We start from the raw sequence: 17,420 nt of genomic DNA, 5'->3' as shown, positions 1-17,420 counted from the left end.
GGTCCGGCAAGCGAGTCGACGAGCCGTACAGGAGCGGGATGATGGGCGCATGACGATTCCCGGCGCCTGGGTGCGCGCGGCCCGAGGGGCCATGCTGCTGACGCCGGACGGGACGCCCGGCACCACCGTGTTCGCGGAGATGAGCGCGCTCGCCGCGGCGACCGGGGCGATCAACCTCGGGCAGGGGTTCCCGGACGAGGACGGGCCGCCCGAGGTGCTCGAGGCGGCGCGGTCCGCGATCTCCGCCGGCATGAACCAGTACCCGCCGGGTCGCGGGACGCCGGAGCTGCGGGAGGCGATCGCCGCCCACCAGGCGCGCTTCTACGGCCTCGCGGCGGATCCGGACACGGAGGTGCTCGTCACCGCGGGCGCGACCGAGGCGATCGCGGCGACGCTGCTCGCGCTCCTCGAGGAGGGCGACGAGGTCGTGACCCTCGAGCCGTTCTACGACGCGTACGGGGCGCTCATCTCGCTCGCCCGCGGTATCCACCGCACCGTGCCGCTGCGTGCCCCCGACTTCCAGCCGCGGCTCGACGACCTCCGCCGGGTGATCACGGACCGCACCCGCGTGATCCTCCTCAACGACCCGCACAACCCGACGGGCACGGTGCTCAGCCGCGAGGTGCGGGAGCTCGTCGTGGAGCTCGCGGTCGCGCACGACGCCGTCATCGTCACCGACGAGGTCTACGAGCACCTCGTCTTCGACGCGCCCCACGTGCCCATCGCGACGCTCGCGGGCGCGCGGGAGCGCACGGTGACCATCTCCTCGGGCGGCAAGACGTTCCGCACCACGGGGTGGAAGGTCGGCTGGCTGACCGCCCCGGCACCGCTGGTGTCGGCGATCCTCGCGGTGAAGCAGTTCCTGACCTTCGTGAACGGGGCCCCGTTCCAGCCCGCCATCGCGACGGGACTCGCGCTGCCCGACGCGGCGTACGACGGCATCGCCGACGACCTCCGGCACAAGCGCGACGTCCTCGCGGCAGGGCTCACGGCCGCGGGCTTCCGGATCCACCTCCCGGCGGCCGGGTACTTCGTCGTCGCGGACGCGGCCCCGCTCGGCTTCCCCGACGCCCGGGAGCTGTGCCTGCGCCTCCCGGAGCTGGCCGGCGTCGTCGGCGTGCCGCTGTCCGCCTTCTGCCACGCGCCGCTCGCCGCGGAGCACGCGTCGCTGGTGCGGTTCGCGTTCTGCAAGCGGATCGACGTGCTCGAGGAGGCGGTCAGGCGGCTCGGCGCCCTCGCGGGCGGGACCGCCTGAGCCGGCACCCTGGTACCACCGCGACCGTCGGGCGGGGGCCGGAGGGGGGACGCAGCGACGCGGGCGCCGCCCCTAGCGTTGATCCCGCGGGCGCTGGGCCCGCGCAACCACCCTGAGGAGGCAGCGCGCATGATCGTCGCTGAGAACCTGACCAAGCGCTACGGCGCGAAGACCGCCGTGGACGGCGTGAGCTTCACCGTCCAGCCGGGCATGGTGACCGGATTCCTCGGTCCGAACGGCGCCGGCAAGTCCACCACGATGCGCATGATCGTCGGGCTCGACAGCCCCACCTCCGGCTCGGTGACCGTCAACGGCCACCGCTACCGCGACCTCAGGGCCCCGCTCCACGAGGTCGGCGCCCTGCTCGACGCCAAGGCCGTGCACACCGGCCGCAGCGCCTACAACCACCTGCTCGCGATGGCGGCGACGCACGGGATCCCGCGCTCGCGCGTCAACGAGGTCATCGAGATGACCGGGCTGCAGCCCGTCGCCAAGAAGCGCGTGGGCGGCTTCTCCCTCGGCATGGGGCAGCGCCTCGGCATCGCCGTCGCGCTCCTCGGAGACCCGCGGACGCTGATCCTCGACGAGCCCGTCAACGGCCTCGACCCCGAGGGCGTCATGTGGGTGCGCAACATCACGCGCTACCTGGCCGGCCAGGGCCGCACGGTGCTCCTCTCCTCGCACCTCATGAGCGAGATGGCGCAGACCGCCGACCACCTCATCGTCCTCGGGCGCGGCCGCGTGCTCGCCGACGCGCCCGTCGCGGCGGTCGTCGCCGGGGCCACGAGCGCCCTCGTCCGCGTCCGCTCCCCGCACGCCGACCGTCTCGGCCAGGCGGTGGCCCGGCCGGAGGTCGTGGTCACGAGCGTCGAGCGCGACGTCATCGAGATCACCGGCCTCACGGCCGCGCAGGTCGGCGACGCCGCGATGTCCGCCGGGGTCGTGCTGCACGAGCTCACGCCCGTCACCGCGTCCCTCGAGGACGCCTACCTGTCGCTCACGCAGGGCGACGTCGAGTACCACAGCGCCGCAGTCGGCACGACCGAGCAGGAGACCGCACGATGACCACCACGACCTACGCGCCCGCACCGGTCACCACCGGCCGGCCCACGCTCGCCCGCCTCATGCGGTCCGAGTGGATCAAGCTCCGCACGCTGCGCTCCACCGTCTGGTGCTTCGCGCTCGTCTTCCTCCTCCTCGCCGGCTTCTCCGCGCTGTTCACGCCCTTCGTCGTGGACCAGCTCCGGGACCAGCTGTCGCTCCCCGGCGTGCCCGCCTCGGACCTGCTCGTCTCGGTGGGCCTCAGCGGCGTGACGCTGTCGATGCTCGTGGCCGGCGTGCTCGGCGTGCTGGTCGTCAGCGGCGAGTACTCGACCGGCATGATCCGCTCGTCCTTCAGCGCCGCTCCCCGCCGTCTCGGCGTGATCGCGGCCAAGGCGATCGTCTACACGGTCGTGACCTTCGTCGTGACCGCCATCGCGGTGGCCGCCGCGCTCCTGATCGCCCGCGCGTACTTCGCGTCCGCCGGCGCCGAGGTGGACGTGCTGGACGGCGACTTCCTGCTCGCCGCGCTCGGCGGCGTGCTCTTCGTGGTGCTCATCGGCCTGATGGGCTTCGGGTTCGGCCTGCTGCTGCGCAACGGCGCGGCGGGGATCGGCGCCCTCGTCGGCCTCGTGCTCGTCGTGCCCATCGTCGGCCAGCTGCTCGGCGGCGTCCTCGACTGGGTCGCGGACCTCGCACCGTACTTCCCGTTGAGCGCCGGCAACCGCCTCTACGGCATGGCCACCGGCGCCCCCGGAGAGCTGGAGTACTGGCAGGCGCTGCTCGTCATGCTCGGCTGGGTCGCCGTCATCCTCGTGCCCGCGACGATCCTCGCCCGCAAGCGGGACGCCTGATCGACGCGGAGCGGCGGGCGCCGTCGGGCGCGGCGGACACCGCCGCGCCCGACGGCGTCCGCCTGCCCACCCCGCCCGGCGCGTTCCGCGGCTGGATGGCGCGGCACCCGCGGGTGGTCGACGGCATCATCGCGTTCCTCTACACCTGGGCGGCCATCGCCGCGGGCGCCGTCAGCGGGAGCAGGTCGGGGCTGCCCGCGGCGGGCGTCGTGCTGGTGGTGCTGGCCGTGCTCACGGGCGCCGCCCTGATGCTGCGCCGTGTCCGGCCCGTCACCGTGCTGGCCGTGAGCGGCGCCTGTGCCGCGGCGAGCGCCCTCATCACCGGCACCTTCGACTTCGGCGCCATGCCGCTGGCGCTGTACGCGGTCGCCGTCCACGGATCGTCGCGGCGCGCGTGGATCGGGCTCGGCGGCGCATCGCTCCTCGCCGGGGTCGTCGTGCCCCTGACGGTGGGCAGCGGCCCGCTCGACCTCACCGCCACGTCGGTGCTGGTCATCAACCTCATCCCCATGCTCATCGCGACGCTCATCGGCACGAACGTGGGCGGCCGCAAGCGCTACGTCGAGGCGCTGCGCGACCTCGCGGTGCAGCTCGCCCGCGAGCGGGACCAGCAGGCGCGGCTCGCCACGGCGGCGGAGCGCACCCGGATCGCGCGGGAGATCCACGACATCGTCGCCCACGGGATCACCGTCATGGTCACGCTCGCCGACGGCGCGGCCGCGACCGCCGTCGCCCGGCCGGAGCTGGCGCGCGACGCGATGCGCGAGGTCGCCGAGACCGGCCGCACCTCCCTCTCCGAGATGCGCCGCATGCTGGGCGTCCTCGCGGAGGAGCCCGACGCGGCCGACGCCGCGGCGCCGTCGCTCCGCGCGCCACAGCCCGGGCACGCCGACCTCGCCGCCCTCGTCGACTCGTTCCGCTCGACCGGCCTCCCCGTGCGCTTCACGAGCACGGGCACGCCCCCCGACGACCCGGGACGCCAGCTCACGGTCTTCCGCGTCGTGCAGGAGTCGCTGACCAACGTGCTCCGGTACGCGCCCAACGCCGACCGGGTCGAGGTGCGGGTCGACCACCGACCCGACGAGATCACCGTCGAGGTCACGGACGACGACCTCACGGGGCCCGTCGTCCCAGCCGTCCCCGGCAGCGGGCGCGGCCTGCTCGGCGTCGCGGAGCGCATGGCCGTCTACGGCGGCGCCGCGACGGCCGGACGGCGGGAGACCGGCGGCTGGCGCGTGCTCGCGACCATGCCCAGCGGGCTCCACGACGTCCGTCCCGGCGACGCGCCCCGGACCCTCGAGCCCACCGATCCCCGCCCCCGCGTCCAGGAGGACCGATGACCGACAGCAGCTCCCCCGTCCGCGTGCTCATCGTGGACGACCAGGCGCTCGTGCGCATGGGCTTCCGCATGGTGCTCGACGCCGAGCCCGGGATCGAGGTGGTCGGCGAGGCCGCCGACGGCCGCGCGGCCGTGGAGCGCACGGGCGAGCTCGCCCCCGACATCGTGCTGATGGACGTGCGGATGCCCGGCATGGACGGGATCGAGGCCACCGCCGAGATCGTGGCCCGCCACCCGGCGACGCGCGTCATCGTCCTCACGACCTTCGACCTCGACGAGTACGCGTTCGCCGGGCTCCGCGCCGGCGGGAGCGGCTTCCTCGTGAAGGACACGCGACCCGAGCACCTGATGGAGGCGATCCGCGCGGTGGCCGACGGCGACGCCGCCATCTCGCCCCGGGTGACGCGGCGCATGATCGAGCTGCTCGGACCCGCGATGCCGGCGACGGGCGGCGCCGACGGCACCGGCGAGGGCGCCGCGGATCCGCGCCTGCGCCCCCTGACCGCCCGTGAGCTGGAGGTGCTGACGGCGCTGGCCGAGGGGCTCACGAACCAGGAGATCGCCGGCCGGCTGTACCTGTCGGAGTCGACCGTGAAGACGCACGTCGGCCGGGTGCTCGCGAAGCTCGAGGTGCGGGACCGCGTGCAGGCGGTGATCCTCGCGTACGACTGCGGGCTCGTGCGTCCCGGTGCCTGACGCCCGGCCCTCGGGGTCGCCCGCGCCCTGCGCGGCAGGAGAGGATGGATGCCCCGGCCGCACGCCGGGACGACCCCCAGGAGCGCGATGACCACCACCGCCGCGGACGCCGACGCCGACGCCGACGCCCCGCGCATCCTGCCCGCCGCGCGTCGGGCCGCCGACCCGCCCGCGGGCGACCCGGGTGCCGGCACGAGCACGGGATCCGACACGAGCCTGCTCGAGCGCGCGTCGACGCCGCCCGTGTGGAGCTGCGTGGTCTGGAACGACCCCGTCAACCTGATGACGTACGTCTCCTACGTCTTCCGCAGCTACTTCGGCTTCACCCGGGAGCGCGCCGACGAGCTGATGCTCCGCGTGCACGAGGACGGGCGGGCGGTCGTCGCGACGGGGATCCGCGAGGAGATCGAGCGGCACGTGCTCGCCATGCACGGCTTCGGCCTCTGGGCCACGCTCGAGCGGGTGGACGCGTGAGGGCCTTCCGCGCGCGCCCGGACGGCACGGTCGCCGCGCACCTCGAGCCGCACGAGGTCGCCATGCTGCGCGGGCTCCTCGACGAGCTCCGCGGGATCCTCGCCGAGGGCACGACGACCGGCGGCGCCGCGGACGGCGCCGCGCCCTCCCCCGTCGCCGCCCGCCTGCTGCCCGACGCCTACCCGGACGACGCCGAGGCCTCCGCCGAGTTCCGGCGGTTCACGGCGTCCGACCTCAGCGAGGCCAAGGCCGCGAACGCGACGACGGTCGAGGCGACGCTGGCGGAGGCCGACGCGCGCGGCGCGGGACGACGCGGGCTGCTCGTCGTGCTGGACCCGACGGGCGCGCAGGCCTGGCTCCGGACGCTCAACGACCTCCGGCTGGCGATCTCGGTGCCGCTGCGCATCGACGAGGCCGACGGCTGGCGCGAGCGCGCCCCCCGCGAGAGCGCGAGCCTCTACGACTGGCTGACCTTCGCGCAGGGCTCGCTCATCGAGGCCGTCGACCGCTGAGCGTCCGCCCGGCACCGGGCGCACCGGCTCCGCGCCGGGCTCCGGCGAGCATGATGGAGGGGACCCGCGGATCAGCCGGCCCGACGGGTCCCGTCCGCAGGAGAGGAGCAGCATGCGCGTCGTCGTCATCGGAGCGACCGGGAACCTCGGGACCGGGGTGCTGCGGCGCCTCCACGCCGCGGGAGCCGAGATCGTGGGCGTCGCCCGGCGCATGCCCGACGCCTCCCTCGAGCCGTACTCCGGCGTCACGTGGCGGCTCGCCGACATCGGCGCGGAGGGCGCCGTGTCCGGTCTCGCGGCGACCATGCGCGGCGCCGACGCCGTGATCCACCTCGGCTGGGCCCTGCAGCCGAACCACCGCGAGCGCGTGATGCACCGCACCAACGTCATCGGCACGGCCCACGTGCTGGAGGCCGTCGCGCAGGCGGGCGTGCCGCAGGCCGTCGTCGCCTCGTCGGTGGGCGCGTACAGCGCCGCGGCCAAGGACCGGCCGCGCGACGAGAGCTGGCCGACGGGCGGGATCCACACCTCCCACTACTCCCGGCACAAGGCCGAGAACGAGCGCGCCATGGACGCCTTCGAGGCCGCCCACCCCGAGGTCGTGGTGACGCGCATGCGGCCGGGGCTCGTGATGCACGACGAGGCCGCGGCCGAGATCGCCGGGCTCTTCCTCGGGCGGTGGATCCCCACGCGCTGGCTCGGCCTGGCCACGCGCACCCCGGTGCTGCCGCTCCCCCGCGAGCTCGTGTCGCAGGTGGTGCACAACGAGGACGTCGCCGACGCGTTCTGGCGCGCGGTCGAGCGGCGGGCGCCCGGCGCGTTCAACGTCGCCGCGGATCCGGTGGTGGATCCCGCGCTCGTCGGCCGCCTGCTCGACGCGCGCGTCGTGACCGTGCCGCTGCCGGCGCTCCGGGCGCTCGTCGCCGGCAGCTGGCGGCTCCGCGTGCAGCGCACGGATCCGGGATGGATCGACATCGCCGCGAACGTGCCCGTCATGTCGACCGCGCGGGCCCGCGACGTGCTGGGCTGGGTCCCGACGCACTCCGCGGAGGACGTGCTGACCGAGTTCGGCCGCGCCTTCGTGCACCGCGACGGACGCGCGGGCTCGGCTCCACTCGCCGGATGACCGAGGACGCCGACTTCGTCGCGGCGGCCCTCGAGCGGGAGGGCGCGTGGTACCGCGCCGAGGCGGAGCGCGAGCGGCTGCGCTCCGACCTCGAGTTCGTGGGCGCGTCCGTCGGCGCCGTCCGCGGGACGGTGCGCGACCTCGGCCGGCGGCGTCCCGGCATGACCCGGGACGAGGCGGTCGCGCTCGCGTCCGAGCTCTGGCGGTCGCGCGTCTTCGAGCGGCGCCTCGCGGCCGTGGTGCTGCTGCAGGAGCACGTCGACCGGCTCGACAACGGCGACCTGACGCGCCTCGAGGGGTTCGTGCGGGACGCGCGGCTGCGTCCGCTCGTGGATCCGCTCGCCCTGGACGTCATCGGCCCGCTCGTGGAGCGGCTGTCCGGCGTCGCGCGGACCCGGGCCGACCAGGCGCTCGACCGCTGGGCCGGCGAGCAGGACGTCTGGCTGCGCCGGGCCGCGCTCCTCGCGCCGGCCCGTCCGCTTCGCGCGGGCGGCGGCGACTGGGACGGATTCGTCCGCCGCGCGCGCACCGCGCAGGCGGCGGCCCGCGGCGGACACGACGTGGTGCGCGAGGCGGTCGAGCGGGTGCGGGGCGTCGTCCGCGAGACGCGGCCGGATCTCGCCTGACGCCCGCCCCGCCCGCCGGTACGTTCATGGCATGACCTTCGACGACGACGCCCGGATCGACAGCAGCAAGGTCACCCGGCGGCGCGGCGGCCGGGGGCGCACGACCGGCATCGCGGCCGGCGGCGGCGGGCTCCTCGTGGTGGTCGCGGTGATCCTCGTGCAGCAGTTCACGGGCGTCGACCTCTCGCAGCTGGTCGACGGGTCGGGCGGCACGGCCGGCGGGACCTCGCAGGAGCAGGACGAGGCGATCGAGGGCTGCACGACCGGCGCGGAGGCGAACGCGAGCGTCGAGTGCCGGATGGCGGGGGCGGCCGACTCGCTCGACACCTACTGGACGACCGCGGCGGCCGAGGTGGGCATCGCCGACTACGTCTCCCCCGGCTTCTCGCTCTTCGACGCCGCCACGAGCACCGGCTGCGGCGCGGCGTCCAGCGCGACCGGCCCCTTCTACTGCCCGCCGGACCAGCGCCTCTTCGTCGACACGACCTTCTTCGACGAGCTCCGCACCCGCTTCGGCGCCTCGGGCGGGCCGCTCGCGCAGATGTACGTCGTCGGCCACGAGTGGGGCCATCACATCCAGCAGCTCTCCGGCGCGTTCGACCGGGCGGACAGGAGCGGCACCGGCCCGGACTCCGACTCCGTCCGGCTCGAGGTGCAGGCCGACTGCTACGCGGGCGCGTGGGTCGGGGCCGCGTCGGAGATCCGCGACGACTCGGGCACGGCCTTCCTCGAGCCGGTCAGCGGCGCGGAGGTGCGGGACGCGCTCGACGCGGCGGCGGCCGTGGGCGACGACCGGATCCAGGCGGCGAGCGGCGGCGAGGTCGACCCGCACACCTGGACCCACGGATCCGCCGAGCAGCGCCAGCGCTGGTTCGAGGCGGGACGCGCGGGCGGGCCGACGGCGTGCGACACGTTCGCGGTGCCCGGCGCCCAGCTCTGACGCCGCGGGCTACGCGCCGGTCGGCGCGGGCGGATCCGTGCGGAAGCCGACCAGCCGGTGCGTGCCGTCGCAGTAGGGCTTGATCGACGAGACGCCGCAGCGGCAGAGCGCGACGGTGCTGCGGGTGCGCGGGATCGGGCGTCCCTCGGGGTCGACGATCTCGAAGTCGCCGCGGACGAGCAGCGGCCCGTCGGGGTAGGCGATGATCCGCGCCGGCTCGGCCGCGGAGGGACGGGCGGCCGCGGCAGGCGGCGTCGCGTCGTCGTCGGGCAGCGCGCTCACGCGGCGGCCACGACCGCGGCCACGGAGCCGTCCCGGAGCGACGAGCGGCCGGCCTGCCAGCTGGAGAGCACGTGCGCGCCGACCCAGCCCTCGACCTCGAGGCAGGCGGCCGCGCCGAACAGCACGTCGTCGAGCAGCTCGGGCTCCGACTCGACGAGGCCGCCCGCGAGGTCGTGCGCCGCGATCTGCTCGTGCACCGCGTCGGCCTCCACGTGCTCGTCGTAGTACCAGGCGACGTCGTCACCGAAGCCGAGGCGCCGGATCCCGCTCGCGTAGAGGCGGCTGGGGACGCTCGAGGTCATCTCGAAGGCGGCGAGGTGGCCGACGATCGCCCCGCGGAGCCGCCGGTGCAGGCCGAAGAGCGACATGGCGTTCGAGGACGCGAGCGTGATGGCGGGCACGTCGTCGAGGTAGGAGCCGTAGCGGTCGTCGAGGCCGACGCCGCGCAGGGTCGCGCCGAAGATCGTCGCGTGCACGCGCTCGGGGCGGCCGCCGCCGTACTCGTCGGCCTGGATCTCCACCATCGCGGCCTTGGCGCGTCCGCGGAGGCGCGGGATCGCCCAGGAGTGCGGGTCGGCCTCGCCCAGCGTGTAGATCGACCGCTGCACGAGGAACTCGCGGAGCTGCTCGACGGTGGCCTTCCGCGCGACGAACCGCGAGAGGGACGGGCCGGAGTCGGCCGAGGTGAGCGCGAAGAGCGCGGCGGCGACGCCCGCGGAGGTCGGCTCGGGGCGCTCGGGCACGGCGACGCGGTCGCGCAGGGCGGCCTCGAACGCGCGCTCGAGGATCCCGCGCACGGCGATCAGCCGCGGGTCCCACTCGCGGTCGTCGTCCACGCCGGCGAGGCCGGCGTGGTGCAGCTCGTAGAGGCAGAAGAGGGCGAGCTGCACGTCGTCGTCGCGGACCACGTCGTCCGTCGCGGCGAGCGCGTCCTCGGCGAGCGCGGCGAGGTCGGGGCCCGAGGCGACGGCGAGGGCGTCGGCGGAGCTGCCGACGGATCCGGGCGCGGCCGGCGAGCCGGATCCCCCCGCCAGGTCGGCGAGGAGGGCCGCGCTGAGAGGGCCGCGCGCGGCGGGCAGGGGCGACGGGAGGATGCGGACCGCTTCGTGGGCGGCGGCGAGCAGATCGGTCATGCGTCCACCCTCCTCCGACCCCGGTCGGCCCGGCCGGGCGTGTCGTCGTCTCCCCAGGGCAGCGGTAAGGGATGGGCGGACCGGCGGTCCGGTGCGATCCCGAGGCCGGGCATCGGGGATACTGCGAGGAGGCCCGCTCCGGACGGCGTGGCCCGGCGCGAGGAGGTGCCCATGCGACGCGGCACCGACCTGCCCGCCATCGGCGGCTACGACCGCACCGTGGTGCTCGACGCGGTCCGCCGCGCGGCCGAGTGCGGCAGCCGCTCCGAGACCGCCGAGCGCACGGGCCTCAGCGCGCAGACCGTCACCACTGTCGCCCGCCGCCCCATCGATGAGGGGCTGGTGCGCGAGGACCCCACCGACTGGAGATGACCATGCCCCCCACCACCGCGCTCGCCGAGGCCCGCGTCGCCCGCTTCGTGCTCGACCGCCTCACGCCGAACCTCCACCGCCGCCGGGTGCCGCTGACGATCGAGGCGTGGGACGCGCCGGGCGAGCCCGTGCCGTTCGCAGAGGCCGTGCGGCAGGAAACCCGTCCTTTCGCCGTCGGCACGGCGTGGAGCAGGGCCTGGGGCACCACGTGGTTCCACGTCACCGGCACCGTGCCGGAGGACGGCGCGGCCGACGGCACGGCGCTGGAGGTGCTCGTCGACCTCGGCTTCAGCGACCGCCAGCCGGGGTTCCAGGCCGAGGGACTCGTGTACCGCCCGGACGGCAGCGTCGTGAAGGCCATCGAGCCGTACAACGGCTACGTGCCGCTCGTGGGCGTCGGTGCGGGCGAGGCGCCCGGCACCCCCATCGACCTCTGGATCGAGGCCGCGTCCAATCCCGACGTCGGCGGGAACTTCTTCTACGGCGAGACGCCGCTCGGCGACCTCGCGACCGCGGGCGACGACCCGATCTACACGCTCCGCACGATGGACCTCGCCTGGCGCGACCTCGCCGTCTGGGAGCTCGACCGAGACGTCTGGACGCTGCAGGGGCTCATGGGCGAGCTGGATCCGGCGTCGTCGCGGCGCGCGGAGATCCTCGCGGCCCTCGAGCGCATGTGCGACGCGGTGGATCCCGACGACGTCGCCGGCACCGCCGCGGCCGGCCGCCGCGAGCTGGAGACCGTGCTCGCCGCCCCCGCGCACGCGAGCGCGCACCGGGTGACCGCGGTCGGCCACGCCCACATCGACTCCGCGTGGCTGTGGCCCGTGCGCGAGACGCGACGGAAGGTCGCGCGCACCTTCTCGAACGTGCTCGCGCTCATGGACGAGGATCCCGACTTCGTGTTCGCCGCGTCCAGCGCGCAGCAGTACGCGTGGCTGAAGGAGGACCACCCGCAGCTCTTTGAGCGCCTCCGGCAGCGCGTGGCCGAGGGCCGCTTCGTGCCCGTCGGCGGCATGTGGGTCGAGTCGGACACGAACATGCCGGGCGGCGAGGCGCTCGTCCGCCAGCTCGTGCAGGGCAAGCGGTTCTTCCTCGAGGAGTTCGGGATCGACTCGCGCGAGGTGTGGCTGCCCGACTCCTTCGGCTACACGGGCGCCCTGCCGCAGATCGTGCGGGGCGCCGGCGCCGAGTACTTCTTCACGCAGAAGCAGTCGTGGAACGAGACGAACACGATGCCGCACCACACCTTCCTGTGGGAGGGGATCGACGGCAGCCGCGTCTTCACGCACTTCCCGCCGGTGGACTCCTACAACTCCGACCTCTCCGGCGAGGACCTCGCGCGCGCCGAGCGGCAGCACGCCGAGAAGGCCGTGAGCAACGCGTCCATCGTCCCGTTCGGCTGGGGCGACGGCGGCGGCGGGCCGACGCGCGAGATGGTCGCGGCCGCCCGCCGCACGCGCGACCTCGAGGGATCGCCGCGCGTCACGCTCGGCACGCCGCTCGAGTTCTTCGACGCCGCCCGGGCCGAGATCCGGGACCCGCACGTGTGGTCGGGCGAGATGTACCTCGAGTTCCACCGCGGCACCTACACGTCGCAGGCGCGGACCAAGCAGGGCAACCGGCGCAGCGAGCACCTGCTGCGCGAGGCGGAGCTGTGGCTCGCGACCGCCGCGGTCCGGGACCTCGTCGCGTATCCGCACGACGAGCTCGACGCGCTCTGGCGCACGGTGCTGCTGCTGCAGTTCCACGACATCCTCCCCGGCACCTCCATCGCCTGGGTGCACCAGGAGGCCGAGCGCGAGCACGCCCGCGTTCAGGGCCGGCTGCGCGAGCTCGTCGCCGCGGCGCAGTCCGCGCTCGCCGGGGCGGGCGACCGGCGCGTCGCCTTCAACGCGGCGCCCGTGGACGCCGCGGGCGTCGGCGCGCTGGCGGCCACGGTGGTGGATCCGGCCCCCGCCTCCCCCGCACCCGTCGCGGACAGCGACGGCTGGCTCCTCGACAACGGCCTCGTGCGCGCCCGGTTCGACGCCGACGGCACGGTCTCCTCCCTCGTCGACCTCGCGTCGGGCCGCGACCTCGTGGCGCCGGGCCAGCGGCTCGGCCTCCTCCAGCTGTTCCGCGACACCCCGAACCAGTGGGACGCCTGGGACATCGACGATGCCTACCGCCGCAACCGCACCGACCTCACGGACGTCGCGGCCGTGCGGATCGACGGCGCGGATCTCGTGGTCGAGCGGACGTTCGGCGCGTCGCGCGTCACCCAGACGTGGACGCTGCCCGCGTGCGAGCCCGAGCTGCGGGTCGTCACCGACGTCGACTGGCACGAGCGGCAGAAGCTGCTGAAGCTCGCGTTCCCGCTCGACGTGCACGCGGACCGGGCCGCGTCCGAGGTCCAGTTCGGCCACGTGCAGCGCGTGACCCACGCGAACACCTCCTGGGAGACGGCGCGCTTCGAGACGGTCGCCCACCGCTGGGTGCACGTGGGCGAGCCGGGGTTCGGCGTCGCGGTGGCGAACGACGCGACGTACGGGCACGACGTGACGCGGATCCCCCGCCCCGACGGCGGCAGCGCGACGCTCGTGCGCCAGTCGCTGCTGCGCGCGCCGGTGTTCCCCGACCCGCACGCCGACCAAGGCCGGCACGTGCTGCGCAGCGCGGTGCGGGTCGCGCCCGACGTGCTCGATGCCGCCGACGCGGGCTACCGGCTCAACCTGCCGGTGCGCGAGGTCGCGGGCGACCACGGCGTCGACCCGCTCGTCACGTCGTCGAACGCGGCCGTGGTGGTCGAGGCCGTCAAGCTCGCCGAGGACCGCTCGAGCGATCTCGTCGTGCGACTCTACGAGGCGCGCGGCGGGCGCGAGCGGGCGGTCGTGCGGGTGGATCCGGCGGCCGGGCTCGGCGACGCCGTCCGCACCGACCTCCTGGAGCGGCCCCTCGCGGGCGAGGACGCGCAGGCATCGGGAGACGGGATCGCGCTGACGCTGCGGCCGTTCGAGATCGCGACGCTGCGGTTCGCCCGGCGGTAGGCGGTAGGCGGTAGGCGGTAGGCGGTAGGCGGTAGGCGGTAGGCGCGATGCGCGCGCGGCGGAGCTGCTGCCGGTCAGTCGACCGGCGGCAGCCCCGCCGCCTGGCGGGCGATCCGCGCGGTCGCCGCGTGCTCGGCCCGCCAGAAGTCGGCGTCGCCCTCCGGGAGGTTGCCGTTGTCGACGCGCAGCCCCGCGGCGCCGTCGACGAGCTCGCGCAGGATGTCCGCGTGCCCGGCGTGCCGGTTGAGCTCCGCGATCAGGTGCACGGCGATCCGCTGCACGGTCACCCGCCCGGCCTCCCCCGGCCACCACGGCACGCGGCCGACGGCGTCGAGCGGCAGCGCCCGCAGCGTCGCCTCGGAGTGCGCGCCGACGCGGCGGGACAGCCCGACGACGTCCTCCCGCGACTCCTCCGCGGTCGCCCGCATGTCGGCGTTCGGCGGCGCGTCCTCCTCCATCCACGGCAGCTGCTCGAGGAACGGCCGGCCGAAGACGAGGCCGAGGTAGCCCGCCTCGACGCCCGCCGCGTGCTTCACGAGGCCGAGCAGGTTGGATCCCGTCGGCACGAGCGGTCGGCGGACGTCGTGCTCGCCGAGGCCGTCGAGCTTCCAGACGAGCGCCTCCCGGGCGAGGCGGAGGTGGCGGACGAGGTCGTCCCGGACGGCGTCGTCGCCGGTCACGGGGTCGTGCGAGGGCTGCGCTGCGGTCATGCCGCGAGCCTCCCAGGCACCTCCGACGCGCGTCCAGCCCTGTGGCGCGCACGGCACGCGGCACCGGTGCGCCGGGACCCGGACTGGGGGCGTCCCTCGGACGGCCGCCGACGCGGCGCCCGGGAGGATGGAGGGGGCAGAGGGCCACGACGAGAGGACCGCATGACCGCCGACGACACGACCGCCGACCGCGCCGCAGCCGAGGACCCCGGGCACGGCCGCCGCGAGCTGGCGGCCGTCGGCCTGCGCGCGATGGCGTCCTGGATCACCGAGGTCATCACTCGCCGGCGCCTGCTCGTGACCGTCGGCGTGGGCCTCGCCGCCGGCACCGCCATGACCCTGCTGATCCATCCCGTGCTCGCGCGCGCCGACGGCGAGGACGGATCGATCGCCTCCGCTGCGCTGCTCGGCCTGTTCGTGGGGGTGGCGGCCGGGGTCGTGCCGGTGTCGATCTGGCTCACGCGAGCGATCCGCCGCCACCCGTCCGTCACCGGCACGCACCCGAGCTGGCGGGACGCCGGACTCCTCGAGGCCGCCGTGGACTCCCGCGGCCGCGTGACTCTCGCACCCGGCACCGCCGAGCGGGTCGCCACGGAGTCGCGCCGCGTCATCGCGTCGTCGGCCGTCGGCGTCCCCGGCGCGGTCGCGCTCGGGCTCGTCGCGCTCCTCGCGCTCCCCACGTACGTGATCTCCGGAGAGGCAGGCACCTTCGGCTGGTTCATGCCGATCTACCTCGTCATGTCCGCATCGACCCTCTGGTCCCAGTCGCTCGCCGCCGGCCGCATGGCCCTCCTCCGCGACGCCGCCGACGCCGAGCTCGCCCTCCCCGAGTCCGAGCGCAGCGTCGCCCCGCCCGTCGAGCCGCCTCACGGCAGCCGCCTCCCCTGACGAGCCGCACGTGCAGCGGGTTCCCCCGCACGAGGAATACGGTGGAGGGCATGAAGGCGCTCCAGTACACCCGCATCGGTTCCCACCCCGAGGTCGTCGAGATCGAGAAGCCCGTGCCCGGGCCCGGTCAGGTCCTCCTCCGCGTCACCGCCGCCGGCGTCTGCCACTCGGACGAGTACGTCATGTCCCTCTCCGAGGAGGAGTACCGCGCCGGCGGCTACCCGCTCCCCCTGACGCTCGGCCACGAGGGCGCCGGCGTCGTCGAGGAGCTGGGCGCGGGCGTCGAGCACCTCGCCGTCGGCGACGCCGTCGCGGTCTACGGCCCGTGGGGCTGCGGCCGCTGCCACCCGTGCGCCGAGGGCCGCGAGAACTACTGCGAGAACGCCGCGGCCGAGGGGATCCAGCCTCCCGGGCTCGGCGCGCCCGGCGCCATGGCCGAGTACATGATCGTCGACGACCCGCGCCACCTCGTGCCGCTCGGCGACCTCGACCCGGTCGCCAACGTCTCGCTCACGGACGCCGGCCTCACCCCGTACCACGCCATCAAGACGTCGCTGCCGAAGCTCGGCGCGGGCACGTTCGCGGTCGTCATCGGGACGGGCGGCCTCGGGCACGTCGGGATCCAGATCCTCCGCGCCCTCAGCGGCGCCACCGTCATCGCCCTCGACGTGACCGACGAGAAGCTCGAGCTCGCCCGCCACGTCGGCGCGCACCACACAGTGATCAGCGACCAGGACGCCGCCGAGGGCATCCGCGCGATCACCGGCGGCCGCGGCGTGCAGGCCGTCTTCGACTTCGTCGGCGCGAACCCGACCATGGCGACCGCCCTACAGGTCGTCGAGCCCGCCGGCGACGTGACGATCGTGGGCATCGGCGGCGGCACGATGGAGGTCGGCTTCGGCAGCATCGCGTTCGACGCCGCCGTCAGGATCCCCTACTGGGGCAGCCGCTCCGAGCTGATCGAGGTGCTCGACCTCGCACGCTCCGGCCAGGTGACCGTCGAGACGCAGCGCTACGCGCTCCAGGACGGACCCGACGCCTACGCCGCGCTCGCCGCGGGCACCGTGCGGGGCCGCGCGGTCATCGTGCCCTAACGGCGCGGCCGCCGCCGCCTCGCCGCCGGACGGCCAGGCGATCCGAGCCCGCGGGCTGTACGTGCATGCCGCGGCGGGAATGCGTGCGTCGACGCCCTCCTGACCATCGGGACCGAACCGCGGGGCGGTCGGCGGCGAAGATTACACGCGACCGGAGAGCGGCGACGCACCGACGGTTTCTCAGCCCATGACGCCCCGCGACATGGCAGGGTAAGGACTCGGTCGCCCCTGATCCCCGGCAGCCGGAGCGTCACGAGGATCACGGCGCTGCATCCCTTCGGTCCCGTGAGACGGACCGCTCCCCAGGCCGAGAGGCCACGACCATCGAGCGAGCAGGCACATGACAGACACCGACACCTCCGCCCCTCCCCGCATCGTGCTGACCAAGCCCAAGCGCGGCGGCGGGTCCAATCCCACCACCGCCTACTCGGGACTCCTCAACACCGTCCGCGAAGCAGGGCTCCTGGAGCGGCGCGTCGGGTTCTACGTCCTCATGTTCGCCGGCATCACGGCGGCCCTGGTGGGCCTCGGCGTCGGCTTCGTGCTCCTCGGCGACAGCTGGTTCCAGCTGCTCATCGCCGCGGGCCTTGGCATCATCTTCACCCAGTTCGCCTTCCTCGCCCACGAGGCGTCGCACCGCCAGGTGTTTGAGTCGGGCAAGGCCAACGACATCGCCGGCCGCACGCTCGCGAACCTCTTCGTCGGCATCAGCTACTCCTGGTGGATGACCAAGCACTCGCGCCACCACGCGAACCCGAACGTCATGGGCAAGGACCCGGACATCGAGCGCGACGTCATCTCCTTCACCCAGGAGGACGCGGCGCGTGCGAAGGGCCTCTACGGCTGGTTCACGCGCCACCAGGGCTACGCGTTCTTCCCGATCCTCATGTTCGAGGGCCTGAACTTGCACGTCCACGGCTTCCGCACGGTCTTCGGTCGCGGCAAGGTCGACAAGCGCTGGCTCGAGATCTCGATGCTCTCGACCCGCATCATCGCCTACCTCGCCGTCGTGTTCTTCTTCCTCCCGCTCGGCATGGCCTTCGCGTTCG

The 17,420-nt window shown here is 74.9% G+C and carries 18 protein-coding genes; 15 read left to right on the top strand and 3 right to left on the bottom strand.

The window, feature by feature from the left end:
- Positions 1-49: 49 nt before the first annotated feature.
- The 10 genes from BFL37_RS07900 to ypfJ all read left to right on the top strand — a co-directional run bounded on the left by BFL37_RS07900 (position 50) and on the right by ypfJ (position 8,863).
- Positions 50-1,255 carry an aminotransferase class I/II-fold pyridoxal phosphate-dependent enzyme gene (locus tag BFL37_RS07900; RefSeq protein ID WP_086514595.1) on the top strand — a complete coding sequence of 402 codons (1,206 nt, stop codon included), beginning with the start codon at positions 50-52 and terminating at the stop codon, positions 1,253-1,255.
- Positions 1,256-1,384: 129 nt separating this feature from the next.
- A complete protein-coding gene (locus BFL37_RS07895; protein WP_086514594.1) occupies positions 1,385-2,320 on the top strand; it encodes an ABC transporter ATP-binding protein in 936 nt (311 codons plus the stop codon).
- Complete coding sequence (locus BFL37_RS07890; protein ID WP_086514593.1) at positions 2,317-3,150, top strand: ABC transporter permease subunit; 834 nt, start codon at positions 2,317-2,319, stop codon at positions 3,148-3,150. The genes BFL37_RS07895 and BFL37_RS07890 overlap by 4 nt, the downstream gene beginning before the upstream one ends.
- A gap of 95 nt (positions 3,151-3,245) precedes the next feature.
- The gene (locus BFL37_RS07885) at positions 3,246-4,490 is read left to right on the top strand and encodes a sensor histidine kinase (protein WP_086514592.1); all 1,245 of its coding nucleotides are present in this window, start codon (positions 3,246-3,248) and stop codon (positions 4,488-4,490) included.
- On the top strand, positions 4,487-5,185 hold the full coding sequence (locus tag BFL37_RS07880; protein ID WP_086514591.1) for a response regulator transcription factor: 699 nt from the start codon (positions 4,487-4,489) through the stop codon (positions 5,183-5,185). Before BFL37_RS07885 ends, BFL37_RS07880 begins: the two co-directional genes overlap by 4 nt.
- A gap of 87 nt (positions 5,186-5,272) precedes the next feature.
- The gene (clpS, locus tag BFL37_RS07875) at positions 5,273-5,659 is read left to right on the top strand and encodes an ATP-dependent Clp protease adapter ClpS (protein WP_086514590.1); all 387 of its coding nucleotides are present in this window, start codon (positions 5,273-5,275) and stop codon (positions 5,657-5,659) included.
- A complete protein-coding gene (locus tag BFL37_RS07870; protein WP_086514589.1) occupies positions 5,656-6,171 on the top strand; it encodes a DUF2017 family protein in 516 nt (171 codons plus the stop codon). Before clpS ends, BFL37_RS07870 begins: the two co-directional genes overlap by 4 nt.
- Positions 6,172-6,283: 112 nt before the next feature.
- Positions 6,284-7,297, top strand: coding sequence for an NAD-dependent epimerase/dehydratase family protein (locus BFL37_RS07865; protein ID WP_086514588.1), 1,014 nt, complete (start codon positions 6,284-6,286; stop codon positions 7,295-7,297).
- Positions 7,294-7,923 (top strand): DNA alkylation repair protein, encoded by a 630-nt coding sequence (locus BFL37_RS07860; RefSeq protein WP_086514587.1) that lies wholly within the window; start codon positions 7,294-7,296, stop codon positions 7,921-7,923. Before BFL37_RS07865 ends, BFL37_RS07860 begins: the two co-directional genes overlap by 4 nt.
- 31 nt (positions 7,924-7,954) lie before the next feature.
- Positions 7,955-8,863 carry a KPN_02809 family neutral zinc metallopeptidase gene (gene ypfJ, locus BFL37_RS07855; protein WP_086514586.1) on the top strand — a complete coding sequence of 303 codons (909 nt, stop codon included), beginning with the start codon at positions 7,955-7,957 and terminating at the stop codon, positions 8,861-8,863.
- Between the two features lie 9 nt (positions 8,864-8,872).
- Here ypfJ and BFL37_RS07850 read toward each other — a convergent pair whose 3' ends face one another.
- Both BFL37_RS07850 and BFL37_RS07845 read right to left on the bottom strand, forming a co-directional pair.
- On the bottom strand, positions 8,873-9,145 hold the full coding sequence (locus BFL37_RS07850; RefSeq protein WP_241533915.1) for a CDGSH iron-sulfur domain-containing protein: 273 nt from the start codon (positions 9,143-9,145) through the stop codon (positions 8,873-8,875).
- The gene (locus tag BFL37_RS07845) at positions 9,142-10,278 is read right to left on the bottom strand and encodes an iron-containing redox enzyme family protein (RefSeq protein ID WP_086514585.1); all 1,137 of its coding nucleotides are present in this window, start codon (positions 10,276-10,278) and stop codon (positions 9,142-9,144) included. The genes BFL37_RS07850 and BFL37_RS07845 overlap by 4 nt, the downstream gene beginning before the upstream one ends.
- Positions 10,279-10,449: 171 nt before the next feature.
- On the opposite strand from BFL37_RS07845, the gene BFL37_RS07840 reads away from it, so the two are divergent.
- Together BFL37_RS07840 and BFL37_RS07835 are read left to right on the top strand one after the other, a co-directional pair.
- Positions 10,450-10,650, top strand: coding sequence for a hypothetical protein (locus BFL37_RS07840; RefSeq protein WP_241533914.1), 201 nt, complete (start codon positions 10,450-10,452; stop codon positions 10,648-10,650).
- A 2-nt stretch (positions 10,651-10,652) separates the two neighbouring features.
- Positions 10,653-13,679 (top strand): alpha-mannosidase, encoded by a 3,027-nt coding sequence (locus BFL37_RS07835; RefSeq protein ID WP_086514584.1) that lies wholly within the window; start codon positions 10,653-10,655, stop codon positions 13,677-13,679.
- 74 nt (positions 13,680-13,753) lie between these two features.
- Here the strand turns inward: BFL37_RS07835 and BFL37_RS07830 are convergent, their stop codons facing one another.
- Positions 13,754-14,389 (bottom strand): DinB family protein, encoded by a 636-nt coding sequence (locus tag BFL37_RS07830; protein WP_086514583.1) that lies wholly within the window; start codon positions 14,387-14,389, stop codon positions 13,754-13,756.
- Positions 14,390-14,551: 162 nt separating this feature from the next.
- On the opposite strand from BFL37_RS07830, the gene BFL37_RS07825 reads away from it, so the two are divergent.
- The 3 genes from BFL37_RS07825 to BFL37_RS07815 all read left to right on the top strand — a co-directional run.
- Positions 14,552-15,277: a hypothetical protein gene (locus BFL37_RS07825; RefSeq protein ID WP_086514582.1), complete on the top strand. Its 726-nt coding sequence runs from the start codon at positions 14,552-14,554 to the stop codon at positions 15,275-15,277.
- Between the two features lie 50 nt (positions 15,278-15,327).
- Complete coding sequence (locus tag BFL37_RS07820; RefSeq protein ID WP_086514844.1) at positions 15,328-16,371, top strand: NAD(P)-dependent alcohol dehydrogenase; 1,044 nt, start codon at positions 15,328-15,330, stop codon at positions 16,369-16,371.
- Between the two features lie 340 nt (positions 16,372-16,711).
- The coding region (locus BFL37_RS07815) for a fatty acid desaturase family protein (protein ID WP_172403771.1) at positions 16,712-17,420 on the top strand (709 nt) is incomplete at its 3' end.

Source organism: Clavibacter michiganensis (assembly GCF_002151125.1).
In the GTDB taxonomy this organism is placed as follows: Bacteria; Actinomycetota; Actinomycetes; order Actinomycetales; family Microbacteriaceae; genus Clavibacter; species Clavibacter michiganensis_C.
The sequence above is the reverse complement of the archived record's forward strand: the minus strand, read 5'-3'. Positions and strand labels throughout refer to the sequence as shown.